This window comes from Synechococcus sp. F70.1, assembly GCF_047502745.1.
Taxonomy (GTDB): Bacteria; Cyanobacteriota; Cyanobacteriia; order Thermostichales; family Thermostichaceae; genus Thermostichus.
Window position 1 is genome coordinate 2,951 of sequence record NZ_JANSJL010000024.1, and the last position, 17,909, is coordinate 20,859.

Below are 17,909 nucleotides of genomic sequence, written 5' to 3' on the forward strand. Positions count from 1 at the left end.
CGATCGGAACGGTAGAAATGCGGATTGGGACACTCTTGTCAGCCGCCGCGGCATCTACACCCTGGTGGTGTACTACCTACGCCGCAACTACAACAACGCCGGCAACCCAACGGGGGGCACTCCCTGGGAAGGCAACGCGCGGATCGACCGTTTTGAGTTGCGACCCTTCAACATTCAGGATCAAAACAACTGCGCCGGTCGCAGCCCGTTCTTTGTTGAGGATCCCGATCCGTTCCGAGATGGTTTCCTTGCTTGGCCTTCCGAGCAAGCTCGAGCGCGCCAAATCCCCATTGCCGGCAGGACAGATGGCCCCCGCCTGACAACTCTAGTCTCCAACATCTTCAGCAGCCGGCAGGGCAGCCCGCAGGTTGCACCCGCTTGCCCGCAGGGCTATGCCTTTGGTGGCGGCAAGCCCAACCGCGTCACCTTCCCAGGGTTGAGCAATAACCAAAATGACGTGGGCTTCTATGTCTGCGTGCGGCAAAGCCCCGGCGCTGACCGACCGCAGGATGTGATCATCAACATCACCGCCACGGCCATGGAGCGGGCCAACCCTGGCCTTTTCCGTCGCTACATCCGAAATGCCACCAGCGTCGATATCTCAGAGGTGTCGCGCTACTTGCTGCCAATGCAAACACGGGTTCTTGCCCGCGGTGTTATCAACCGTCAGCTCTCCTAGGGGGAATGTCCACCATGTTGGCCTTGGAGAAAAAGGCAATTGGCCGAGCTCAGCCTTTTCGATCCCGGGGCTTTACGCTGACAGAAGTCCTAGCGGTGGTGGTCATCATCGGCATCCTGGCCGTGCTGGCGGTTCCTTCTGGGATCAACATCTGGGCGCGGATCCAACTGGAGGATGCCCAAAACAAGGTGGAGCGCGCCCTGCGCACCGCCCGCACCAACGCCAGAACCTCTCTCCGAGGCCGAGCTTGGGTGGTGGGGGTGGACAATTCGGAGCCAAACGTGCCGACTCTAGTTATCCAGGATGAGGAGGGCCTCTGCGATGAACCTACTCCCTGTCAGCGGCTACGCCTGAACAATTTTGTAACTGTGGCTAACACCTTCAATGACGGAAGGGCAGTTTTTGAATCCGATGGCCGCGCCCGTCAACTGGGTCGCTTTGTGGTCAGCAGCACCTACTCTCAGGGCGAAAACCGCTGCGTGGTGGTGAGCACCTTGATAGGCACTATCCGCAAGGACAACAATCCGGAGTGTGGCAATGTAACCAGCGAGCCAGAGGAAGGAGTAACCAGCGAGCCAGAGGAAGAGCCAGAGGAAGAGCCAGAGGAAGGATAGCTGGGGTAGGATGGTCAGGCCGTGGCTGAAAGGTTGCCAGGCTCCTGTCCTAAGCTGCCGTAGGTCATTGGCTATGCTTACCTCTTCCCCAACTCTTGAAGCTCCACAAAAAGCCTTCCCCTGGCAAACTCGGCAGCCGGCTCTCTTGGTGCTGGCGGATGGCACTTCCTTTGCCGGCTGGTCTTTTGGGGCGCCGGGCACGGCGGTGGGCGAGGTGGTGTTCAACACGGGCATGACCGGCTACCAGGAGGTGATCACCGATCCCAGCTACCGGGGGCAGATTGTGACCTTTACCTGCCCTGAGCTGGGAAACACCGGAGTCAATGAGCTGGATCAAGAATCGGCCCGGCCCCAGGTCGCGGGAGTGATTGCCCGCAACGTGTCGCGCCTAGCTAGCTCCTGGCGAGCCACGGGGACACTGCCTGACTACCTCAAACAGCACGGGATCCCGGCCATTGCCGGGGTGGATACGCGGGCTTTGACGCGGCGGCTGCGCTCCCAGGGGGTGATGAATGGAGCTATTTCGACCGAGATCCTGGACCCGCAGGCGTTGCTGGAGCAGGTGCGCCAAGCCCCTTCGATGCAGGGGCTGAGCCTGGTGGCAGAGGTTACAACGCCCAAGCCTTACGAGTGGCTGGAGCCCACCCCTGCCGACTGGGACTATGGCCGCAGCCAAGGGATCCCGGTCCCGGATCCCCCCCTGCAGGTGGTGGCGCTAGATTTTGGCATCAAGCGCAATATCTTGCGCCGCCTAGCTCGCTACGGCTGCCGGGTGGTGGTGTTGCCGGCCCACGCCACTCCTGAGGAGATCTTGAGTTACAACCCCGACGGGATCCTTCTCTCCAACGGGCCTGGGGATCCGGCGGCAGAGACCACGGCCATCCGCACCGCCCAGGCGCTGCTGCAAAGCGGGAAGCCCTTGTTTGGGATTTGCCTGGGCCACCAGATCCTCAGCCTAGCCCTCGGAGGATCCACCTACAAGCTCAAGTTTGGCCACCGCGGCCTCAACCATCCCTGTGGGCTAGAGCGGCAAGTGGAAATCACCAGCCAAAACCATGGGTTTGCAGTAGACGCTGCTTCGATCCCGGCTGAGGACGTGGAGATCACCTACCTCAACTTAAATGACCGCACTGTGGCCGGGATCCGCCACCGCCAGTTGCCCCTCTTTTCGGTGCAGTACCACCCAGAGGCCAGCCCCGGCCCTCACGATGCCGATCACCTCTTCCACGAGTTTGTGGAGCTGATGCTGCAGCACCGCCGTTTAGCGGGATAGATGGGCTAGACGCAGAGCAAGGGCCTCGCGCGCTTCTTCCCGGTCGTCAAAGGGAATCTTCTCAGTGCCTAGGATCTGGTAGTCTTCGTGGCCTTTACCGGCAATGACCACCGTATCCCCTGGCTGAGCTTCGAGGATGGCTAGACGAATGGCCTGCCGCCGATCCACCTCCACGGCCCAGGGGAATCCAGGGATCCCAGCCAAGATATCCTGCAAGATCCGCTGCGGATCTTCAGTGCGCGGGTTATCTGAGGTCACGATCACCTGATCTGCCCAGGTGGCGGCAATGCGGCCCATCTGCGGGCGCTTACCCCGGTCGCGATCTCCACCACAGCCAAAGACGCAGATCAGCCGGCCTTGAACTTGCGGGCGCAGCGCCTTGAGCAGGTTTTCCAGCCCATCGGGGGTGTGGGCATAGTCCACGATTACCGTGATGTCCTGCCCTGGCAGGCTCACCCGCTCCATTCGCCCCGGTACTCCGGGAAAACGGGGCAAGGCCGACTGGATGGCCTCAGGGGGGATCCCCAAGTGCAGCGCTACCCCTACCGCCGCCAGCAAGTTGGAAAGGTTGAAGGATCCCACCAGGGGCGCCTCCACAGCAAAGCTGCCCATAGGGGTGTGCAGGGTTGCCTTGAGGCCGGTGGGATGTAGGTGAACTTGGCTGGGCCACAGGCCGGGGATCCCTTCTAGGGGCTTAAGGGAATAGGCCCAGGGCTCCAGAGAGGCTGAAATGGCTCCAAGCAGCCGCCGTCCGCCCGCGTCGTCGGCATTGACCACTGCCCGCCCCTGCAAATACTCTGGCCGGAAGAGGGTGGCCTTGGCCTGCCAGTAGTTCTCCATGCTGCCGTGGAAATCCAGGTGGTCCTGGGTGAGGTTGGTCCAAACGGCAGCGGCAAAGGCACAGCCCCACGCCCGATCCTGGGCCAAAGCGTGAGAGCTCACCTCCATCACCGCCACCTCAGCGCCGGCTTCCTTGGCCTGTCTCAGGCTGCGCTGCAGTTCCAGCGGAAACAGCGTGGTGTGGGGTGTAACTTCATAGTGGCCTGGCCAGCGGTTGTAGAGGGTGCCCAGCAGGGCTACAGGACGACCAGCAGCCTGCAGCAGATGCTCGATGAGGTGGGTGGTGGTGGTCTTGCCGTTGGTGCCGGTTACCCCCACTAGGGTCAGTTGGCGAGCTGGAAAACCGTAGAAGGCCGCCGCCACCTGGGCCACGGCTTTGTTGAGGCCGACGCGAGGCAAAACCAGAAGGGGCTGACTCCCCCACTCAGCCTCTCCGCTAACCTTCTTCCAAGCCTCCTGGGAAAGAAGGGCCGCTACCGCTCCTCTCGTGAGCGCTTCCCCGACAAACTCGCTGCCATCGACGCGGGATCCCAGCATCCCCAAAAACAGATCCCCCGCCTGCACCTGGCGGGAATCGGCGCAGAGGCCTTTTACCCACACTCCTTCTAGGGATCCCTGGACCACTTGGGGTTGGATCCCGGCTTGTTCTAGCAATTGGCTCAGATTTCTCATGCTTTTGCCACTCCCCACCGCTTTGCTGGTTAGGGTAGCTGCTAACTGCAGCCTAGGCCAGGGCCTCCTCCAGCTTTTGCTTAGCCCAGAGGGTAGCGTAGAGCCCCTGCGGGTCGGCCAGCAGCTCGGCATGGGATCCCTGCTGCACGATGCGACCTTTGTCCATGACCCAGATTTGATCTGCCTCCACCGCCACCGTGAGGCGATGGGTGATAAAGAGCACCGTCTTCTGAGCCGTGACCTGGCGCAGGTGGCGAAGAATGGCCTGGGCGGTCTGGTTGTCCACGCTGGAGAGGCAGTCGTCCAAAATCAAAATTGGCGCGTCGACTAGCAAAGCTCGCGCCAGGGCCAGTCGCTGTCGTTGACCGCCGGAGAGGGTAATGCCCCGCTCTCCCACCAGCGTGTCGTAACCCTTGGGGAAGTTGAGGATCTCGGCGTGGATGTGGGCGGCTTTGGCGGCCCATTCCACTTCCCAGTCTTCAGCGTCCGGCTTGCCATAGCGGATGTTATCCCGAACCGTGGCGCTGAACAGGAAGCTCTCCTGGGGCACATAGGCGATGGCCCGGCGCAGGGATCTCAGTTGGATCTGGGTGATGTCCTGTCCGTCCAAAAACAGTTGCCCCGGCTGGATCTCCAGCAGGCGAGGAAGGGCATTGGCCAGGGTGGACTTGCCCGCCCCAATTGGCCCCACCACCGCCACCAGTTGGCCCGGCTCGAGACAAAAGTGCAGATCCTGTAGAGCTGGCGCTGGGGATCCTGTGCCGGTGTAGGCAAAAGTCAGACCCCTAGCCTCGATACGGCCCTGCACCTTCTCTAGAGGAAGGGGCAAAGCCTCCGGGGCATCGCGGATGGTGGGCTCTACCCGCAGCAAGGCGTCAATCCGCTCCAGGCTAACCTGGCCTCGCTGGTAGGCGGTAAGGGTAAAGCCGAGCAAAGCGGTGGGAAACACCAGCCGTTCTACGTAGAGGGTGAGCGCCGAGAAATCCCCAATCGTCAGCCGCCCCGCGGCAATCTGGGGCCCGCCCACGGTGAGCAGCAACAACAGGCTGAGGCTAACCAAAGCTACCAGAGAAGGGAACAGCAGGTTGCGGGTGAGGGCCAAGCGCAAATTGGCCTGCAACAAGCGGTCATTGCGGCGACGAAACTCCTGCTGCTCGTGCTCTTCCTGGGCGTACACCTTGATCGAGGTGATGCCGTTTATGTCCTCCTGGATGAGATCGCTGAGATCCGCCAGCTCCTGCTGCACCTGAAGCTGCTCCTGCTGCAGGCGGTTGCTGCTTAACTTCACCAGCACCAGCATCACCGGAAACACCGACAGGGCCAGAGCGCTTAGACGCGGCTCAATAGCAAACATGGCCGGCAGCGTACTGCCGTAGGCAAAGATCGTGTTGGCCAAGTTAAGCAGGGCAAAGCCCAACAGGCGGCGGACATTTTCCACATCGCTGGTGATGCGGGTGAGGATGTCCCCGATGGTCTGCTGGGCAAAATAGGAAGGCTGCAGGGTGAGCAAATGCTCGAAGATGGCCTGCTTGAGGCGAAACTCCACCTGCCGTCCTGCCCCAAACATCCACACCCGCGAGGCAATGCGAATAACCATCATCAGGGTGGAGACACCCAACACCACCAGGGCGTGGAGGGCGATGCGGCTGGGCGCCAGGGTGGCCAGGTTCTGGCTGAGATCATCAACGGCCAGCTTGACGTACCAGGGCAGGAACACCCCCAGGCTGTTGACCACCAGCAGGGAGGCAATGCCCAACACCACCTGCTGCCAGTGGGGGCGTAGATAGTGAAGCAACTGTTGCCAGTGGGATCTGGCCACTCAGGTGCTCCTCAAGCCTTTTCCCACTCTAGCGCTGGGCCGGATCCCCCCGGTAGGGATCAGGCTAGAACCTGGGCTGGGGCCTGCTGCGCCAAGAGTTCCACCTGCTGTCGCGCCCAGGCATCCACTGCCAGAATGTCCTCCAGGCTGGGATTGGCAATGACCTGATGCCGCTCGCACACCTGCTCCAAAAGGCGAGGGATATCCAAAAAGCGGATGCGCTCTTGCAGAAAGAGGTTCACCGCCGCCTCGTTGGCCGCATTCAACACCGCCGGCAGGGTTCCTCCTGCCCGCCCAGCAGCATAAGCCAGTTGTAGGCAGGGGTACTTGCGGTGATCCGGCGCCCTAAAGGTAAGAGATCCCAGCTTTACCAAATCAAGAGGCTCCCAGGGGGTGGAGAGGCGCTCCGGCCAACTGAGGCCGTAGAGAATGGGCAGGTGCATATCCGGCCAGCCCAACTGGGCTAGGACAGAAGTATCTGCCAGCTCAATCAAGGAGTGGACAATGCTCTGAGGGTGGATGAGGATCTCAATCTGGTCATAGTCCAGGCCAAACAGCCAGTGGGCCTCGATCACCTCCAGGCCCTTGTTCATCAGGGTGGCTGAATCAATGGTGATCTTGCGCCCCATCACCCAGTTGGGGTGTTTGAGAGCATCGGCCAGCGTCGCCTGGTTCAGTTTCTCCACCGGCCAATCGCGAAAGGCTCCCCCTGAGGCGGTCAGCCAGATGCGGCGCAGGGATCCCTCTGGCACTCCCTGCAGACATTGAAAGATGGCCGAATGCTCCGAGTCCACGGGGATGAGCTTCACGCCGTGCTCCTGCACCAGGGGCAGCACCACCGGACCGCCTGCCACCAGGGTTTCTTTGTTGGCCAGGGCAATGTCCTTGCCGGCGCGGATGGCAGCCAGGGTGGGCAACAGGCCAGCACAGCCGACGATCCCCGTCACCACCCGCTGAGCCTCTGGGTGGGCCGCCACCTGACACAGCCCCTCCATTCCTGCCACTAGCTCTGGCAGAGGTTGCAGGCCGCTCAGCAGGGATCGCAGCTCCGGCAGCAGCTCCTCCCGCCCAATGGCTACAATTTGAGGCCGAAACCGCCGCACCTGCTCGGCCAAGAGAGTGACGTTGCTGTAGCTGGTCAAGCCGACGACCCGAAAGCGCTCCGGATACTGAGCCACCAAGTCCAGGGTTTGGGTGCCGATGGAGCCGGTGGAGCCGAGCAGGGTGATGGCTTGCATACTTTAAGGATCCCTTTGCACCTAGCTAAAGAGCGTAACACTCTTTCAGCGCAGACTCACCCTCCTACAGCCTGCCCAAAGGGCGAACGGCCCCGCTTCGCGTTTGAGGATCCCTGCCTTATACCGGCTGCAGGGGATAGTGAGGCCCTTTTTTCCCGACTGCAGACCTTTCCTAACTCTTCACCGGTCGGCAGGGTATGCTTGGCTAGCATAGCCGGCTAGCCTTGCAGAATCTGACCATGCCTTATTCCTCCCGATTCCATCCCTTCTTTGGCCTAGCTCGCTCATGGTCTGTGCTCCTGGGGTTGGGTTTGGCTCTGAGCGTAAGTGCCTGTGGTGGTGGGGGTTCCAGTCGTCCCCTGCCGCCGCTGCCAGCCCCTCCTGCAGGGCGCATCGAGGGATCCCATTTCGACGATCTCAACGGCAATGGTCTGCGAGATCCAGGAGAGCCAGGGCTAGCAGGCATCACCACCTTTCTGGATTTGAACAGCAATGGACGCCTCGATCCAGGGGAACCCAGCACTGTCAGCGATGCCAACGGCAACTTTCGTTTCTCCAACTTGCCCCCTGGCACCTACCACGTCACTGCCCTTTTGCCGCCAGGGCGAGTGTTCACCACGCCGCGCCCAGGAGCGGGGCGGATTGTCGGTGGTAGGCCGGCTCAGCCGGGAGCCTTTCCCTGGATGGTGGCCTTGCTAGACGCGACTGAACCGGATCCTTTTCAGGCGCAGTTTTGCGGGGGATCTCTAATTGCCCCGGAGTGGGTGCTCACCGCTGCCCATTGTTTTTTCAACGATCAAGGCCAGCAGGTGGTGAATGCACGCAACCTGGATCTGTTGTTGGGAACCACCCGTCTGCAATTGGGCGCTGGCCAGCGCATTCGCGCCGCGCAGATCGTCATCCACCCTGGCTACAATCCCCAAGGGGGGCAACGGGGGGGGAACGACATTGCCCTGGTGCGCCTCTCTCAGCCGACGGCGCTGCCTATCCTGCCGCTAGTGCAACCCGACCAAACCCATCTGACTGCCCCTGGTACTCTTGCCACCATCCTCGGCTGGGGAGCCACCTTCCCCCGCACTCTCGAGGAGGAGCCCAGCGGCTTTCCCAGGGCTCTACAGCAGGCCGAAGTTCCCCTCGTCAGCAACGAGGTGTGCAACGCGCCCCAGTCTTACAACGGCATCATTCTAGACACCATGCTCTGCGCCGGTTTTCCTCAGGGGGGTGTGGATAGCTGTCAGGGCGATAGCGGCGGACCTTTGCTGGTGCCCAGCGGCGCTGGCTTTGCCCTAGCCGGGATCACCAGCTTTGGCCAAGGTTGCGCCCAGCCCAATTTCTATGGGGTGTATACACGGGTATCCAGCTTTGTCGGGTTTGTGGAATCGGTAATTGGTGGTGCCCCCAGGCCAACACCGCTACCAATGCCCTCCCCTTCTCCCCAAGAGATAGCAACGGCCTCCGTGACGGTGAACTTACGGGAGGGGGAGGTAGTTTCTGGGATTACCTTTGGCAGCCGTGCCCAGTAGTCGCCATCGGGTGGCAAGAGATAGTTTAGGATAGAGATCCTGACAACTTCAGTTAATTCAGGAAGGAGACGATCTCTCTATGACCCAGGTGACAATCGGCGAAAACGAAGGGATTGAGTCGGCGCTGCGTCGCTTTAAGCGCCAAGTTGCCAAGGCGGGCATTTTGCGGGATCTGCGCAACCATCGGCACTTTGAAAGCAGCCTGGAAAAGCGCAAGCGGAAAGCAGTGGCAGCCCGTCGCAATCGCCGTAAAGCTGCCAATTGATAACTTGCCTCGAAGCTCAATCGAGAACAAAACTCCCCCTCTCTTACCTGGAGGAGGTCTGTCATGGCGAAGGGAGAAATCGGGGGGGAAAACTGGGCAAAACGCCTGCGCAACGGCCTTGTAGCAGCCCTGGCTGTGCTTTTGGCAGCAGGCTTGTTTTTGGCCAACCAAGCGCGTCAGGCTGGCACGAGCTTGGCAACGCTGGCGGCAGAGGCTGTGCCTTGGGAGGAAGCGCAGGCCAACGGCAAGCCTTCCCTAGTGGAGTTTTATGCCGACTGGTGCACCACCTGCCGCTCCATGGCGCCTCTTCTGGCCAACCTGAAGAAGGAATTTGCCCAGCAAATTAACTTCGTCATGCTCAATGTGGACAACCCCAAGTGGCTGCCGGAGCTGAGCCGCTATCGGGTTAACGGAATCCCTCACTTTCTCTTCTTGGACAGCCAAGGGGAAGTGGTGGGATCGACCATTGGTGAACAGCCAGCTTCGGTTTTGCGGGCCAACTTGCTGGCTCTGGCAGCCGGGGATCCCTTGCCGCTGACCCAGCCTGGGCCAGTGTCTGCCCTGCAGCCGGGTGGGCCTGTCCTCCCCGCTCAGCCGGATCCGCGCACCCATGGCTAGGACTTGGGCGGGTGATTTGCCCACGCCCGATTTTGCCTGGCTGGATCCCTTGGTTCGCCACTTTCAACTAGGGGAGCCCGAGCTGCTCGAAGCCCTCGGTGGGGGCCTTGTTCACCAGACCTGGAAGCTCAAGACAACCCAGGGATCCTTCGTTGTCCAGCACCTCCATCCCCAATTTGACCCGGCGGTTACCGAAGATGGCCAGGCCATTGGCTCTTGGCTACGGCAGCAGGGCTTTCCGGTTCCCCCATTCCGCCGCGCCCGCGATGGCTCCCTGCACCTAAGCTGGGGGGGAGGGCTGTGGCGGGTTATGGACTGCCTGCCGGGCTCCTCCTACTCAACTCCTCCTGCCTGGAGCTATTTGGAGCAAGCAGGGGCAGCGGTTGGGCGCCTACATCGCCTTTTGGCCGGATGGCACTACTCTTTTCGCTTTCAGATCCCACATTTTCACGACACGGCCTATTTTTGGCAGCAGCTCTGCCAGCGCAGCCCCGACCCGGAAATAAGGGCAGAGTGGCAATTTTTTGTCGAGACCGTGCCCAGGTTGCTTTTGCCGCCAGGACTTCCGACTCAGATTATCCATGCCGATCTCAAGTTCAACAACTTTTTGTTTGACGAAAGGGGAGGATTTGCCGGCCTGGTGGATCTCGACACCTTTATGGGCCACAACCTGTACGTTGAGCTAGGAGATGCCTTGCGCTCCTGGGGCCGGAGAGGGGAGGCCGTTGAGGCCGAGGCAATCCTAGCAGGGCTGCGCGGCTACGCCCAAACCGGCAACCTGCGTGCTCTGCAGCCGGAGCTCCTTCTGCAAGGGATCCAGTTGATGACGCTGGAGTTGGGGATGCGCTTTTTGCTGGATTGGTTCGAGGACTGCTACTGGAATTGGGATCCGCAGCGGTACGCCAGTCGCCGGGATCACAACCTGGCCCGCTGCCGACGGCAGATCCGCCTCTACCAACACCTAACCCAGCTGGCACCCCAACTGTTGGAGTCCATATACGCCCTTGCTTCAGGAGAGGGAAATTGGTTAAGTTAGGGGCAACTTCCTCTTCTTTGCGTGGCTTTTATGAGCACCATTCAACTTCCCCGCTGGCTGGAATTGGCTCTGCCCTTCTTTCACCCAGTGCTGATGATTTTGGCCTCTGCCCTAGCTCTCTATACTCTCTATCTGGGTCTCCAGGTGCGGCGGCTGCGCACCGCCTCGGCGGAGGAGCGCAAGGAGTTGATTAAGGGCAAGTTTGGCCAGCGGCATTTCCTGGCGGGATCTCTCTTCTTGCTGTTGATGGTGTTTGGGGCCCTGGGAGGCATGGCCGTGACCTACATTAGAAGCCACAAGCTGTTTGTTGGGCCCCACCTGCTGGCCGGCCTGGGCATTGTAGCCCTAGTAACCACCTCTGCCGCTTTGGCACCCCTGATGAAGGATGGCCAAAAGGTCTGGGCCCGCAATGTCCACCTGCTGCTCAATGTGGTGATCTTGGGGATCCTGGGCTGGCAGGCGGTAACCGGCTTTCAAATCGTGCAGCGCATCGTCAACCAGATGCTAGCCTCTCCTCAGGTAACCTAGCCCTTTTCCAGCCAAGGGCAGGGAAGGCGTCTATGCCCCAGTGGACGCTATCTCGAATAAGGCTTCTTTCCCAGGTACTCAGCCCTAGCAAGCGGTTCTCCCATGCCTGGTAGCCCCCTTCCCAGTTGGGTTAAGCGCTCTATCGGCAAGGCCAGCGATATCTCGGCAGTTCAGCGGGTGATCAAGCAGCGGGGACTGCACACCATCTGCGAGGAGGGACGCTGCCCCAATCGGGCCGAGTGCTACAGCCAAAGGACTGCCACCTTTCTGCTGATGGGCGGGATCTGCACCCGCGCCTGTTCTTTCTGTCAAGTGGCCAGCGGACGGCCTGCTCCCCTCGACCCGGAAGAGCCGGAAAAGGTGGCCGAAGCGGTGGAGCTGCTGGGGCTGCGCTATGTAGTGCTTACCTCGGTGGCCCGCGATGACCTGCCCGACCAGGGATCTGGCCGCTTCGTGGAGGTGATGGAGGCCATCCGGCGGCGCTGTCCTGGGATCCAGATCGAGGTGCTTACCCCTGACTTTCGGGGGGATCGCGACTGCATTGCCCGGGTGGTGGCGGCCAGGCCGGCCTGCTACAACCACAACATTGAGACGGTGCGGCGGCTGTCGCAGGCGGTGCGGCGCAGTTCTGGCTACGACCTATCCCTGCGGGTTTTGCAAACTGTGAAGGAGCTGGATCCCAACCTGCCCACCAAGTCCGGCCTCATGCTAGGGCACGGGGAGACCCGCGAAGAAGTGTTGGAGACATTTCGGGATCTGCTGGCAGTGGGGTGCGAGCGGCTCACCCTGGGGCAGTACCTACAGCCTTCCTTGGCCCACCGCCCAGTGCAGCGCTACTGGACGCCAGAGGAGTTTGCTGAGCTGGGCGAGATTGCCCGCCAGATGGGGTTTCGCCAGGTGCGCTCTGGGCCCTTGGTGCGCAGCTCCTACCACGCTGCCGAGATGGGGCAGGACTAGGCCCCCCTAGACCTTGGCAGCTAGCTCCTTGCTGCCCACGAGATCCCGCAGGACGGCCCCCAGGCCAAACCCTTCGCTGACCCAGCGGCTCAGCAGGGGCGGCGTCAGGGATCCCAGACGGTATAGGCTTGCCCCTGCCACGACTCCCCCTAGGAGGCTGTTGCCCCAACTGCCCCCCAGCCAGGTGCCTAGCCCTTCGGCCAACAGCAGCAGCATGCCATTAAGCAGTAGCGGTCGCCCCAAGTCCTCTAGAGCCCTGCGGAGGGATCCCCAGGGCAGGCGCAGCCGCATCCCCAAGCCTAACACCCACAGACTATCCAGGAGGGGCGCAAGCAGCAGATCCAAGCCCAGGGGCGCTAAGCCCACGGCAACCCCCTTGCCAAGGGCGCAGGCTGTACCCCACTGCTCCAGATGGCGAGCGTGATACTGCCACTGCTTCTGCCAAAGCTGAGTCTGGAGGCGCTCCAGCCGCTTCAGCCCATTGAGGGCCAGGAGGGATTCCGCCTCCGTCCGCAAAATCTCCACAATTTGGCTTTGCAGAGCTGCGATCTGGGGAGCAGGTCGCTCCCAGTCCAGGGTGACGCGGCCATCTGGCCAGTGGGTGCGGACTTTCTGGGGTTTTGGGCAAGCGGACACTGTCAGGATCTCCTGCGGCGACACCCAGCCCAGGTGGCGGCTAATTTGTTCGCGAATTGCCTGCAGCTCCGCCTCCGAGTAGAGATCGCACTTATTCAACACCAGCAGGAGGGGCTTGTGCAGGGTGCGCAGCTCCAGCAGCGCCTGGTACTCCAGCTGGGTCAAGTCGCCGGCGATTACAAACAGGATCAAATCCGCCGCCCGGGCCACCTCCCAGGCCAACTGCTCGCGCGCTTCTCCGTTGACCTCGTTTAAGCCGGGCGTATCGATGAGCCGCACCTGCCAAGGGATCCCTGGCCCCGGTCGCCACAGCAGCGATTGCGGCTTTTGAGTCACGCCATTTAGGGGCCCCACTTCCAGCCGAGCCTCGCCAACTAGGGCATTCACGACTGCTGACTTGCCGCGGTTGACCAGCCCAAACACGGCAATGGAAAATAACCGCGCCCTCAGTCGCCTGCGCAGAGCAGACAGAGCCTTCAGCTCCGGCTGCAGGTCGGGACGCTTGGCCAGCGGTTGCCAGTGATCCCAGCAGTGCTGAAAAACCGTTTCGGCTTGGGCTAGGGGAGTGGTCATCGACAGAAAATCACTCCAAAGGGAATTGGCCACTGCGGCCCAGCTTCCCCCCAGCGAAGGGAAGTTAGGTGGGATCGGCCACTTGGAGAATGGGGCATGATTATTTGTAGCGTCAACACTCCCCAAGTGGCTCGAGGAGCTTTCTGTATGCTCTACCGCTTTCCCAAGTCCCTACGCTGGCTGCGGCTGGGGGGATCCCATCGCTCCAAGCAAGAACGCCAGATCGTGCGCAGCCTACTAGCCTTTGCTGGGGCCCTGCTGGCCGTGGACATTCTGCTTTTAGGTGCTCTCCACTAGGGCATTTCCCTGTTTCTTGGAAAGAAGCGCTATCATGGAGGTCCACGGGTTAAACTCCCCCGAGAGCTTTGTAACTCCTACGAGGCAGGTCGGATGGATTGGGTAGAAAAGGTTCTCGAAAAGATCCGCGAGTGGGTGGAACGTGTCATTGACGCTTTGCTGGGAAGTCCTCAGCCCCAACCTGCACCCATTCCGGTAGAAAATGGATCCCCTCGTCGTCGTTAATCCGACCGCCCTAGCCACCAGCGGCGAGCTTCTGAGCATCTTGGTGTTGCACGGCCCCAACCTTAACCTACTGGGGGAGCGGGAGGTCAGCATCTACGGCTCAGTTTCCCTGGAGCAGGTGGATCAGGCTCTGCATCGGCAAGCAGAGCTGCTGGGGGTAAAGCTGGAGATCCTCCAGTCCAACCATGAGGGAGTGCTCATCGACGCCATTCACCGCGCTCGCCAGCAGCATGCCGGCATTTTGATCAACCCGGGCGCCTACACCCACACCAGCATTGCTCTGCGCGACGCCATTGCCGCTGTGGGATTGCCTACTGTAGAAGTTCACCTAAGCAACATCTACCGCCGCGAGCCTTTCCGCCAGCACTCCTACATCGCGGCTGTAGCCCTTGGGCAAATCAGCGGATTTGGGGCCCATAGCTACTTGCTAGGACTACAGGCGCTCGTGCAACACCTGCGGATGCCAGCAGCCTAGCTAACTTGGTTGGAGAAGCAGGTGAGCCTTCTTTTGGCTATCCTACGCGATAGCCAGGCTCAACTCATTGACCCCCATGCTGACGTTACAAGCTGTGGCCGAGCTGCTGCAAACCCCTCTGCAAGGGGATCCTCAGCTGTTGAGCTGGCCGGTTCAGACCCTCTGCACCGACAGCCGCCGCTTGCAGCCCGGGTCGATCTTTGTTGCCCTCAAGGGAGAGCGCTTTGACGGGCACGATTTCATTCCCCACGCCATGAGCAAAGGGGCCATTGCTGTCATCAGCCAGCAGCCGGTGGCTGCACCCCATTTTCGGGTTCCAGATACCCTAGCTGCCTACCAGCGCCTAGCCAGAGCCTGGCGGGAGCAGTTTGCCATTCCCGTGGTGGCCATCACCGGCTCAGTGGGCAAGACCACGACCAAGGAAATGCTGGCGGCTGCCCTCTCCCGCTACGGCAGCGTTCTCAAAAGCGAAGCCAACCACAACAACGACATCGGCGTGGCCCAGACACTGCTGCAGATGCGACCTGAGCACCAGTTTGCCGTGCTGGAAATGGCCATGCGCGGCCCCGGCGAAATTCGCCGCCTGGCCCAGACGGCTCAGCCTACCCACGCCTTGATTACCCATATCGGCACTGCCCACATCGGCAGACTGGGATCCCGCGAGGCCATTGCCGCCGCCAAGTGCGAGCTGCTGCAAGAGCTAGGCCAAGGGGGAGTGGCTCTGCTCAACGGTGAGGATCCCTTGCTGCTAGCCACTGCCGCCAGGGTGTGGTCGGGGCCAACCCTCACCTACGGCCTTGACCAAGGTGAGCTGCGAGGGCAGTGGGATCCGCAGGCGCAGACGGTTACCGTGGAGGGCTTGACCTTGCCAGTGCCCCTGCCAGGCAGGCACCATGCCCTCAACTGGATGGGGGTGCTGGCCGCTGTGCGCAGCTTGGGGTTGGATTGGGAACGCCTGCGAGAGCCTATCCTCTTGCCCACGCCCCTGGAGGGGCGTAACCGCCACCTCAAGCTGGCAGGAGATGTGGAAATTTGGGATGAGACCTATAACGCCTCGCCAGAGGCCATGATCGCGGCTCTCCAGCTTCTGGCCCAAACCCCCGGAAAACGGCGCTGGGCAATCCTGGGCCCCATGCGGGAGCTGGGGGAGCATGCCCCTTACCTTTACGCAGAGGTGGGGCGCGCTGCTGCCCCTTTGGGGTTGGAGCGGCTTTTGCTTTTGGATCCCGAGGGGGAAATGCAGCCGCTCATTGAGCAGAGGCCAGCGGCTCAGGTAGAGCGCTGTGAGGACGAATCAACTCTGTTGGAAATTTTGCTGCACCAGGTGCAGGCGGGGGATCGGCTGCTATTTAAAGCAGCGCGAGCCATCCAGTTAGAGCGGGTGCTGCAGCGCTTTTTGCAGGCCTGGCAGGCCTAGGCTAAGCTAGGAAATAGCCGCTAGCCCAACTCACCTCCCCGCTTGAGGGGAGCAGTTTCGATTTTTTCCCTTTGCCTGGACAGTATGTACTACCACAACCCTTCTCTGCGGGAGGAGCCGCGGGATCAACCGCCGGTGCTCTTGCCCTCCAGAGGCGGCCTCTCCATCTTGGACTGGCTACGCCAGGAAGGTCGCTTGCTGGAACAGCCAATTGAAGTTCCTGAGATTACCCTAGACGACGATCTCGAGGAGATTGACGACTTGATCGGCGACGACTTCGTCGAGGACTTCGAGATGGAGGAAGAGGAGTAGGTCAGAGTCAGCTAGCGCTGCGAGGCTCTGCTGGGGGGAGGATCGAAATAGAGCTAGGGGCGCTAAAGTAGAGTAAAGAAGGGGCGTTGGCCGAGCGGTTTAGGCAGCAAACTCATAATTTGCCTTACACAGGTTCGACTCCTGTACGCCCCACTGGCAAAGCGATCCCCCTGGCTGAAACTGACTCGCTGCGGAGTCCTCCCCTCCCTTCAGCGCGGTTTCCAACGCTTAGGCAAGATGGCAGGGGCTCCCCACTGGGATCGGAGCTGGCTGAGAAATTGTTCCTGCCAGGCACGCAAGTCAGCCAAAGGGGCGCCGCTGTTCATCAGGGCAAACCAAATGTCCCCCCTTTCGGTTGGCAAGACTCCCGCCAAGGTGCTGATGCCGCTGAGGGTGCCGGATTTGGCAATCATCCCCTCCGGCAACGGCCGCTGCCCCAGCACCCCTCCATCTTGGCCGACGACAGCGAAAGCATCGGCTAGAGAAAGCCCTTGCTTTTCCAGAAGCAGTTGGATTGCCTGAAACAAAGCCACACTGGCCCGTGGAGAAATGCGGTTTTCCACTCCCAACCCCGAGCCGTTAACTAGCTGTAGCTCGGCAGGCGGGATCCCTGCGGCCTCACGGGCCAGTTGAGCCACCTGGTCTGCTCCCCCCACCGCCGTGGCCAACATCTCGGCCATGGAGTTGTTGCTGTAGAGATTCATCAGCTTGAGCAAGTGAATAAGGGGGGGCGACTCATGTCTGAGCAAAACTTGGGCGTTAGCTGGGATTTGCTGGGCAATCCGCACCGAGCCCAAGATCTCCACCTGGGGCTTGGGTGTGCCGGGAGGCAAGGTTTGAAACTGGATCTGGGCTTCTGGCGGCCAGCGCCGCGCATCCAGCCCCCGCTGCAGCAGAGCTCCCGAGCGGGCTACATCCAGGGAAAAGTTCATGTAAAAGCGGCCTACCACCACCAGATCCCCGCGCACTTGGCGGATCCCCCGGGCGTTGAGGGCGTTGCCCACCAAGAAGGCCTCTTCCCACACGAAAAAAGGATCCCCTCCTCCCAAAACCCAGAGATCCCCCTGCAAAACTCCCTTAGCGGTTAAGGGGCCGGTGGCCAACCAGGTGGTAACAAAGCGGTGCTGCGGGCCAAGCTGCTGCAAAGCAGCCAGGGTAGTGGCCACCTTGGTCAGCGAGGCGGCCGGCAGAGGGGTGGATCCCTGGTGCTGCCCCAAAACTTGGTCGCCTCTTTGCAGCCAAACCCCCTGCGCCGTAGGCGAAAACCCCCGCCTAGCTAACTGCGCTAGATGGATTTGCACCTGAGGTTGCAGGGATCCCGGCGAAGAGGGCAGCGCCCCTAGCCAAAGCCCTGCTGCTGAGAGCAGCCCAACCCCTGCTCTTACTCCGCGTCTCCACCGGCTCATCAACCCTCAAAGCGCCGCGAGGATGAATCCTTCAGCTGAGTAACTCCCAGCTGCTCTCTTCCCCAGACTCCACGTCAATGGTGCCAGGGGGCGTTTGCCGGTAGAAGTATCCATCGGCAACAAACAGGGGCTCGCCACAACTGGGACAAAAGAAGTGGCTGCCTTCAAGAGCTTGCGCCTCTGACCCACAGACCGGGCAGCGATCTGTCGTAATCCAGCGGCGGGCCCACCAGCGGAAGGCCAGCAGCACCAACAGCGGTAGAGAGAGCAAAAACAAAAGCAAGGCTACCAAGCCAACCATCAGCCAGCCCAGGCCGAGGCCGGTTAGCAAAGCTGCCACAGCCAGGGAGCCCAGCCAAAAACCCCAGCCAGTTAGAGAAATGGAATAGGTTTTGGGCTGCTCAAAGCGCATCTTTTTCCGCCTTCCTCAATACTTGCCAACACTGCTAGGACAGGCCTTTTCCTGAGCATGGTAGCCCAAACTTGCCGCCAGCAAGATGCTGCAA

19 protein-coding genes, 1 tRNA gene and 1 pseudogene are annotated in these 17,909 nt (G+C 61.0%); 15 read left to right on the top strand and 6 right to left on the bottom strand.

Annotation, left to right across the window (positions count from 1 at the left end):
• From NW860_RS01340 to carA, 3 genes and pseudogenes are all read left to right on the top strand, one after another.
• Positions 1-679 (top strand): annotated as a pseudogene (locus NW860_RS01340) (PddD domain-containing protein); the annotation flags it as partial.
• Between the two features lie 14 nt (positions 680-693).
• A complete protein-coding gene (locus tag NW860_RS01345) occupies positions 694-1,293 on the top strand; it encodes a Tfp pilus assembly protein FimT/FimU (protein WP_414511980.1) in 600 nt (199 codons plus the stop codon).
• A 73-nt stretch (positions 1,294-1,366) separates the two neighbouring features.
• Positions 1,367-2,566, top strand: a complete 1,200-nt coding sequence (carA, locus tag NW860_RS01350; RefSeq protein WP_414511981.1) for a glutamine-hydrolyzing carbamoyl-phosphate synthase small subunit — start codon at positions 1,367-1,369, stop codon at positions 2,564-2,566.
• Here carA and NW860_RS01355 read toward each other — a convergent pair.
• From NW860_RS01355 to NW860_RS01365, 3 genes are read right to left on the bottom strand one after another with little or no spacing between them, the layout of a single operon-like run.
• Positions 2,555-4,078 carry a UDP-N-acetylmuramoyl-L-alanyl-D-glutamate--2,6-diaminopimelate ligase gene (locus tag NW860_RS01355; RefSeq protein WP_414511982.1) on the bottom strand — a complete coding sequence of 508 codons (1,524 nt, stop codon included), beginning with the start codon at positions 4,076-4,078 and terminating at the stop codon, positions 2,555-2,557. The genes carA and NW860_RS01355 overlap by 12 nt on opposite strands.
• Positions 4,079-4,130: 52 nt before the next feature.
• Positions 4,131-5,897, bottom strand: a complete 1,767-nt coding sequence (locus NW860_RS01360; RefSeq protein ID WP_414511983.1) for an ABC transporter ATP-binding protein — start codon at positions 5,895-5,897, stop codon at positions 4,131-4,133.
• 59 nt (positions 5,898-5,956) lie between these two features.
• Entirely contained in the window at positions 5,957-7,135 is a 1,179-nt protein-coding gene (locus tag NW860_RS01365) for a 1-deoxy-D-xylulose-5-phosphate reductoisomerase (RefSeq protein ID WP_414511984.1), read from the bottom strand.
• Positions 7,136-7,446: 311 nt separating this feature from the next.
• Between NW860_RS01365 and NW860_RS01370 the strand changes: the two genes are divergently transcribed.
• The 6 genes from NW860_RS01370 to lipA all read left to right on the top strand — a co-directional run bounded on the left by NW860_RS01370 (position 7,447) and on the right by lipA (position 12,062).
• Positions 7,447-8,658, top strand: a complete 1,212-nt coding sequence (locus NW860_RS01370; protein ID WP_414511985.1) for a trypsin-like serine protease — start codon at positions 7,447-7,449, stop codon at positions 8,656-8,658.
• A 79-nt stretch (positions 8,659-8,737) separates the two neighbouring features.
• Entirely contained in the window at positions 8,738-8,923 is a 186-nt protein-coding gene (gene rpsU, locus NW860_RS01375) for a 30S ribosomal protein S21 (protein ID WP_414395804.1), read from the top strand.
• 63 nt (positions 8,924-8,986) lie between these two features.
• Complete coding sequence (locus tag NW860_RS01380) at positions 8,987-9,541, top strand: thioredoxin domain-containing protein (protein WP_414511986.1); 555 nt, start codon at positions 8,987-8,989, stop codon at positions 9,539-9,541.
• Positions 9,534-10,577, top strand: coding sequence for a phosphotransferase enzyme family protein (locus NW860_RS01385; protein ID WP_414511987.1), 1,044 nt, complete (start codon positions 9,534-9,536; stop codon positions 10,575-10,577). Before NW860_RS01380 ends, NW860_RS01385 begins: the two co-directional genes overlap by 8 nt.
• 30 nt (positions 10,578-10,607) lie before the next feature.
• The gene (locus tag NW860_RS01390; protein WP_414395810.1) at positions 10,608-11,105 is read left to right on the top strand and encodes a DUF4079 domain-containing protein; all 498 of its coding nucleotides are present in this window, start codon (positions 10,608-10,610) and stop codon (positions 11,103-11,105) included.
• 102 nt (positions 11,106-11,207) lie between these two features.
• A complete protein-coding gene (lipA, locus tag NW860_RS01395; protein WP_414395812.1) occupies positions 11,208-12,062 on the top strand; it encodes a lipoyl synthase in 855 nt (284 codons plus the stop codon).
• 6 nt (positions 12,063-12,068) lie between these two features.
• Here the strand turns inward: lipA and NW860_RS01400 are convergent, their stop codons facing one another.
• A complete protein-coding gene (locus NW860_RS01400) occupies positions 12,069-13,304 on the bottom strand; it encodes an Era-like GTP-binding protein (protein ID WP_414511988.1) in 1,236 nt (411 codons plus the stop codon).
• A gap of 63 nt (positions 13,305-13,367) precedes the next feature.
• On the opposite strand from NW860_RS01400, the gene NW860_RS01405 reads away from it, so the two are divergent.
• The 6 genes from NW860_RS01405 (at position 13,368) to NW860_RS01430 (ending at position 16,150) form a co-directional block, all read left to right on the top strand.
• Positions 13,368-13,568, top strand: coding sequence for a hypothetical protein (locus tag NW860_RS01405; protein ID WP_414405827.1), 201 nt, complete (start codon positions 13,368-13,370; stop codon positions 13,566-13,568).
• 93 nt (positions 13,569-13,661) lie between these two features.
• The gene (locus NW860_RS01410) at positions 13,662-13,793 is read left to right on the top strand and encodes a hypothetical protein (RefSeq protein ID WP_414395819.1); all 132 of its coding nucleotides are present in this window, start codon (positions 13,662-13,664) and stop codon (positions 13,791-13,793) included.
• Positions 13,771-14,268, top strand: coding sequence for a type II 3-dehydroquinate dehydratase (gene aroQ / locus NW860_RS01415; RefSeq protein ID WP_414405828.1), 498 nt, complete (start codon positions 13,771-13,773; stop codon positions 14,266-14,268). Before NW860_RS01410 ends, aroQ begins: the two co-directional genes overlap by 23 nt.
• A 76-nt stretch (positions 14,269-14,344) precedes the next feature.
• On the top strand, positions 14,345-15,685 hold the full coding sequence (locus NW860_RS01420; protein WP_414511989.1) for a UDP-N-acetylmuramoyl-tripeptide--D-alanyl-D-alanine ligase: 1,341 nt from the start codon (positions 14,345-14,347) through the stop codon (positions 15,683-15,685).
• A gap of 84 nt (positions 15,686-15,769) precedes the next feature.
• On the top strand, positions 15,770-15,997 hold the full coding sequence (locus tag NW860_RS01425) for a DUF3134 family protein (RefSeq protein WP_414410422.1): 228 nt from the start codon (positions 15,770-15,772) through the stop codon (positions 15,995-15,997).
• A gap of 80 nt (positions 15,998-16,077) precedes the next feature.
• Positions 16,078-16,150: transfer RNA gene (locus NW860_RS01430), tRNA-Ile, on the top strand.
• Between the two features lie 56 nt (positions 16,151-16,206).
• On the opposite strand, the gene NW860_RS01435 is transcribed toward NW860_RS01430, so the two are convergent.
• Positions 16,207-17,403, bottom strand: coding sequence for a D-alanyl-D-alanine carboxypeptidase/D-alanyl-D-alanine-endopeptidase (locus NW860_RS01435; protein ID WP_414511990.1), 1,197 nt, complete (start codon positions 17,401-17,403; stop codon positions 16,207-16,209).
• Positions 17,404-17,434: 31 nt separating this feature from the next.
• Entirely contained in the window at positions 17,435-17,815 is a 381-nt protein-coding gene (locus tag NW860_RS01440; protein WP_414511991.1) for a hypothetical protein, read from the bottom strand.
• Positions 17,816-17,909: the final 94 nt, after the last annotated feature.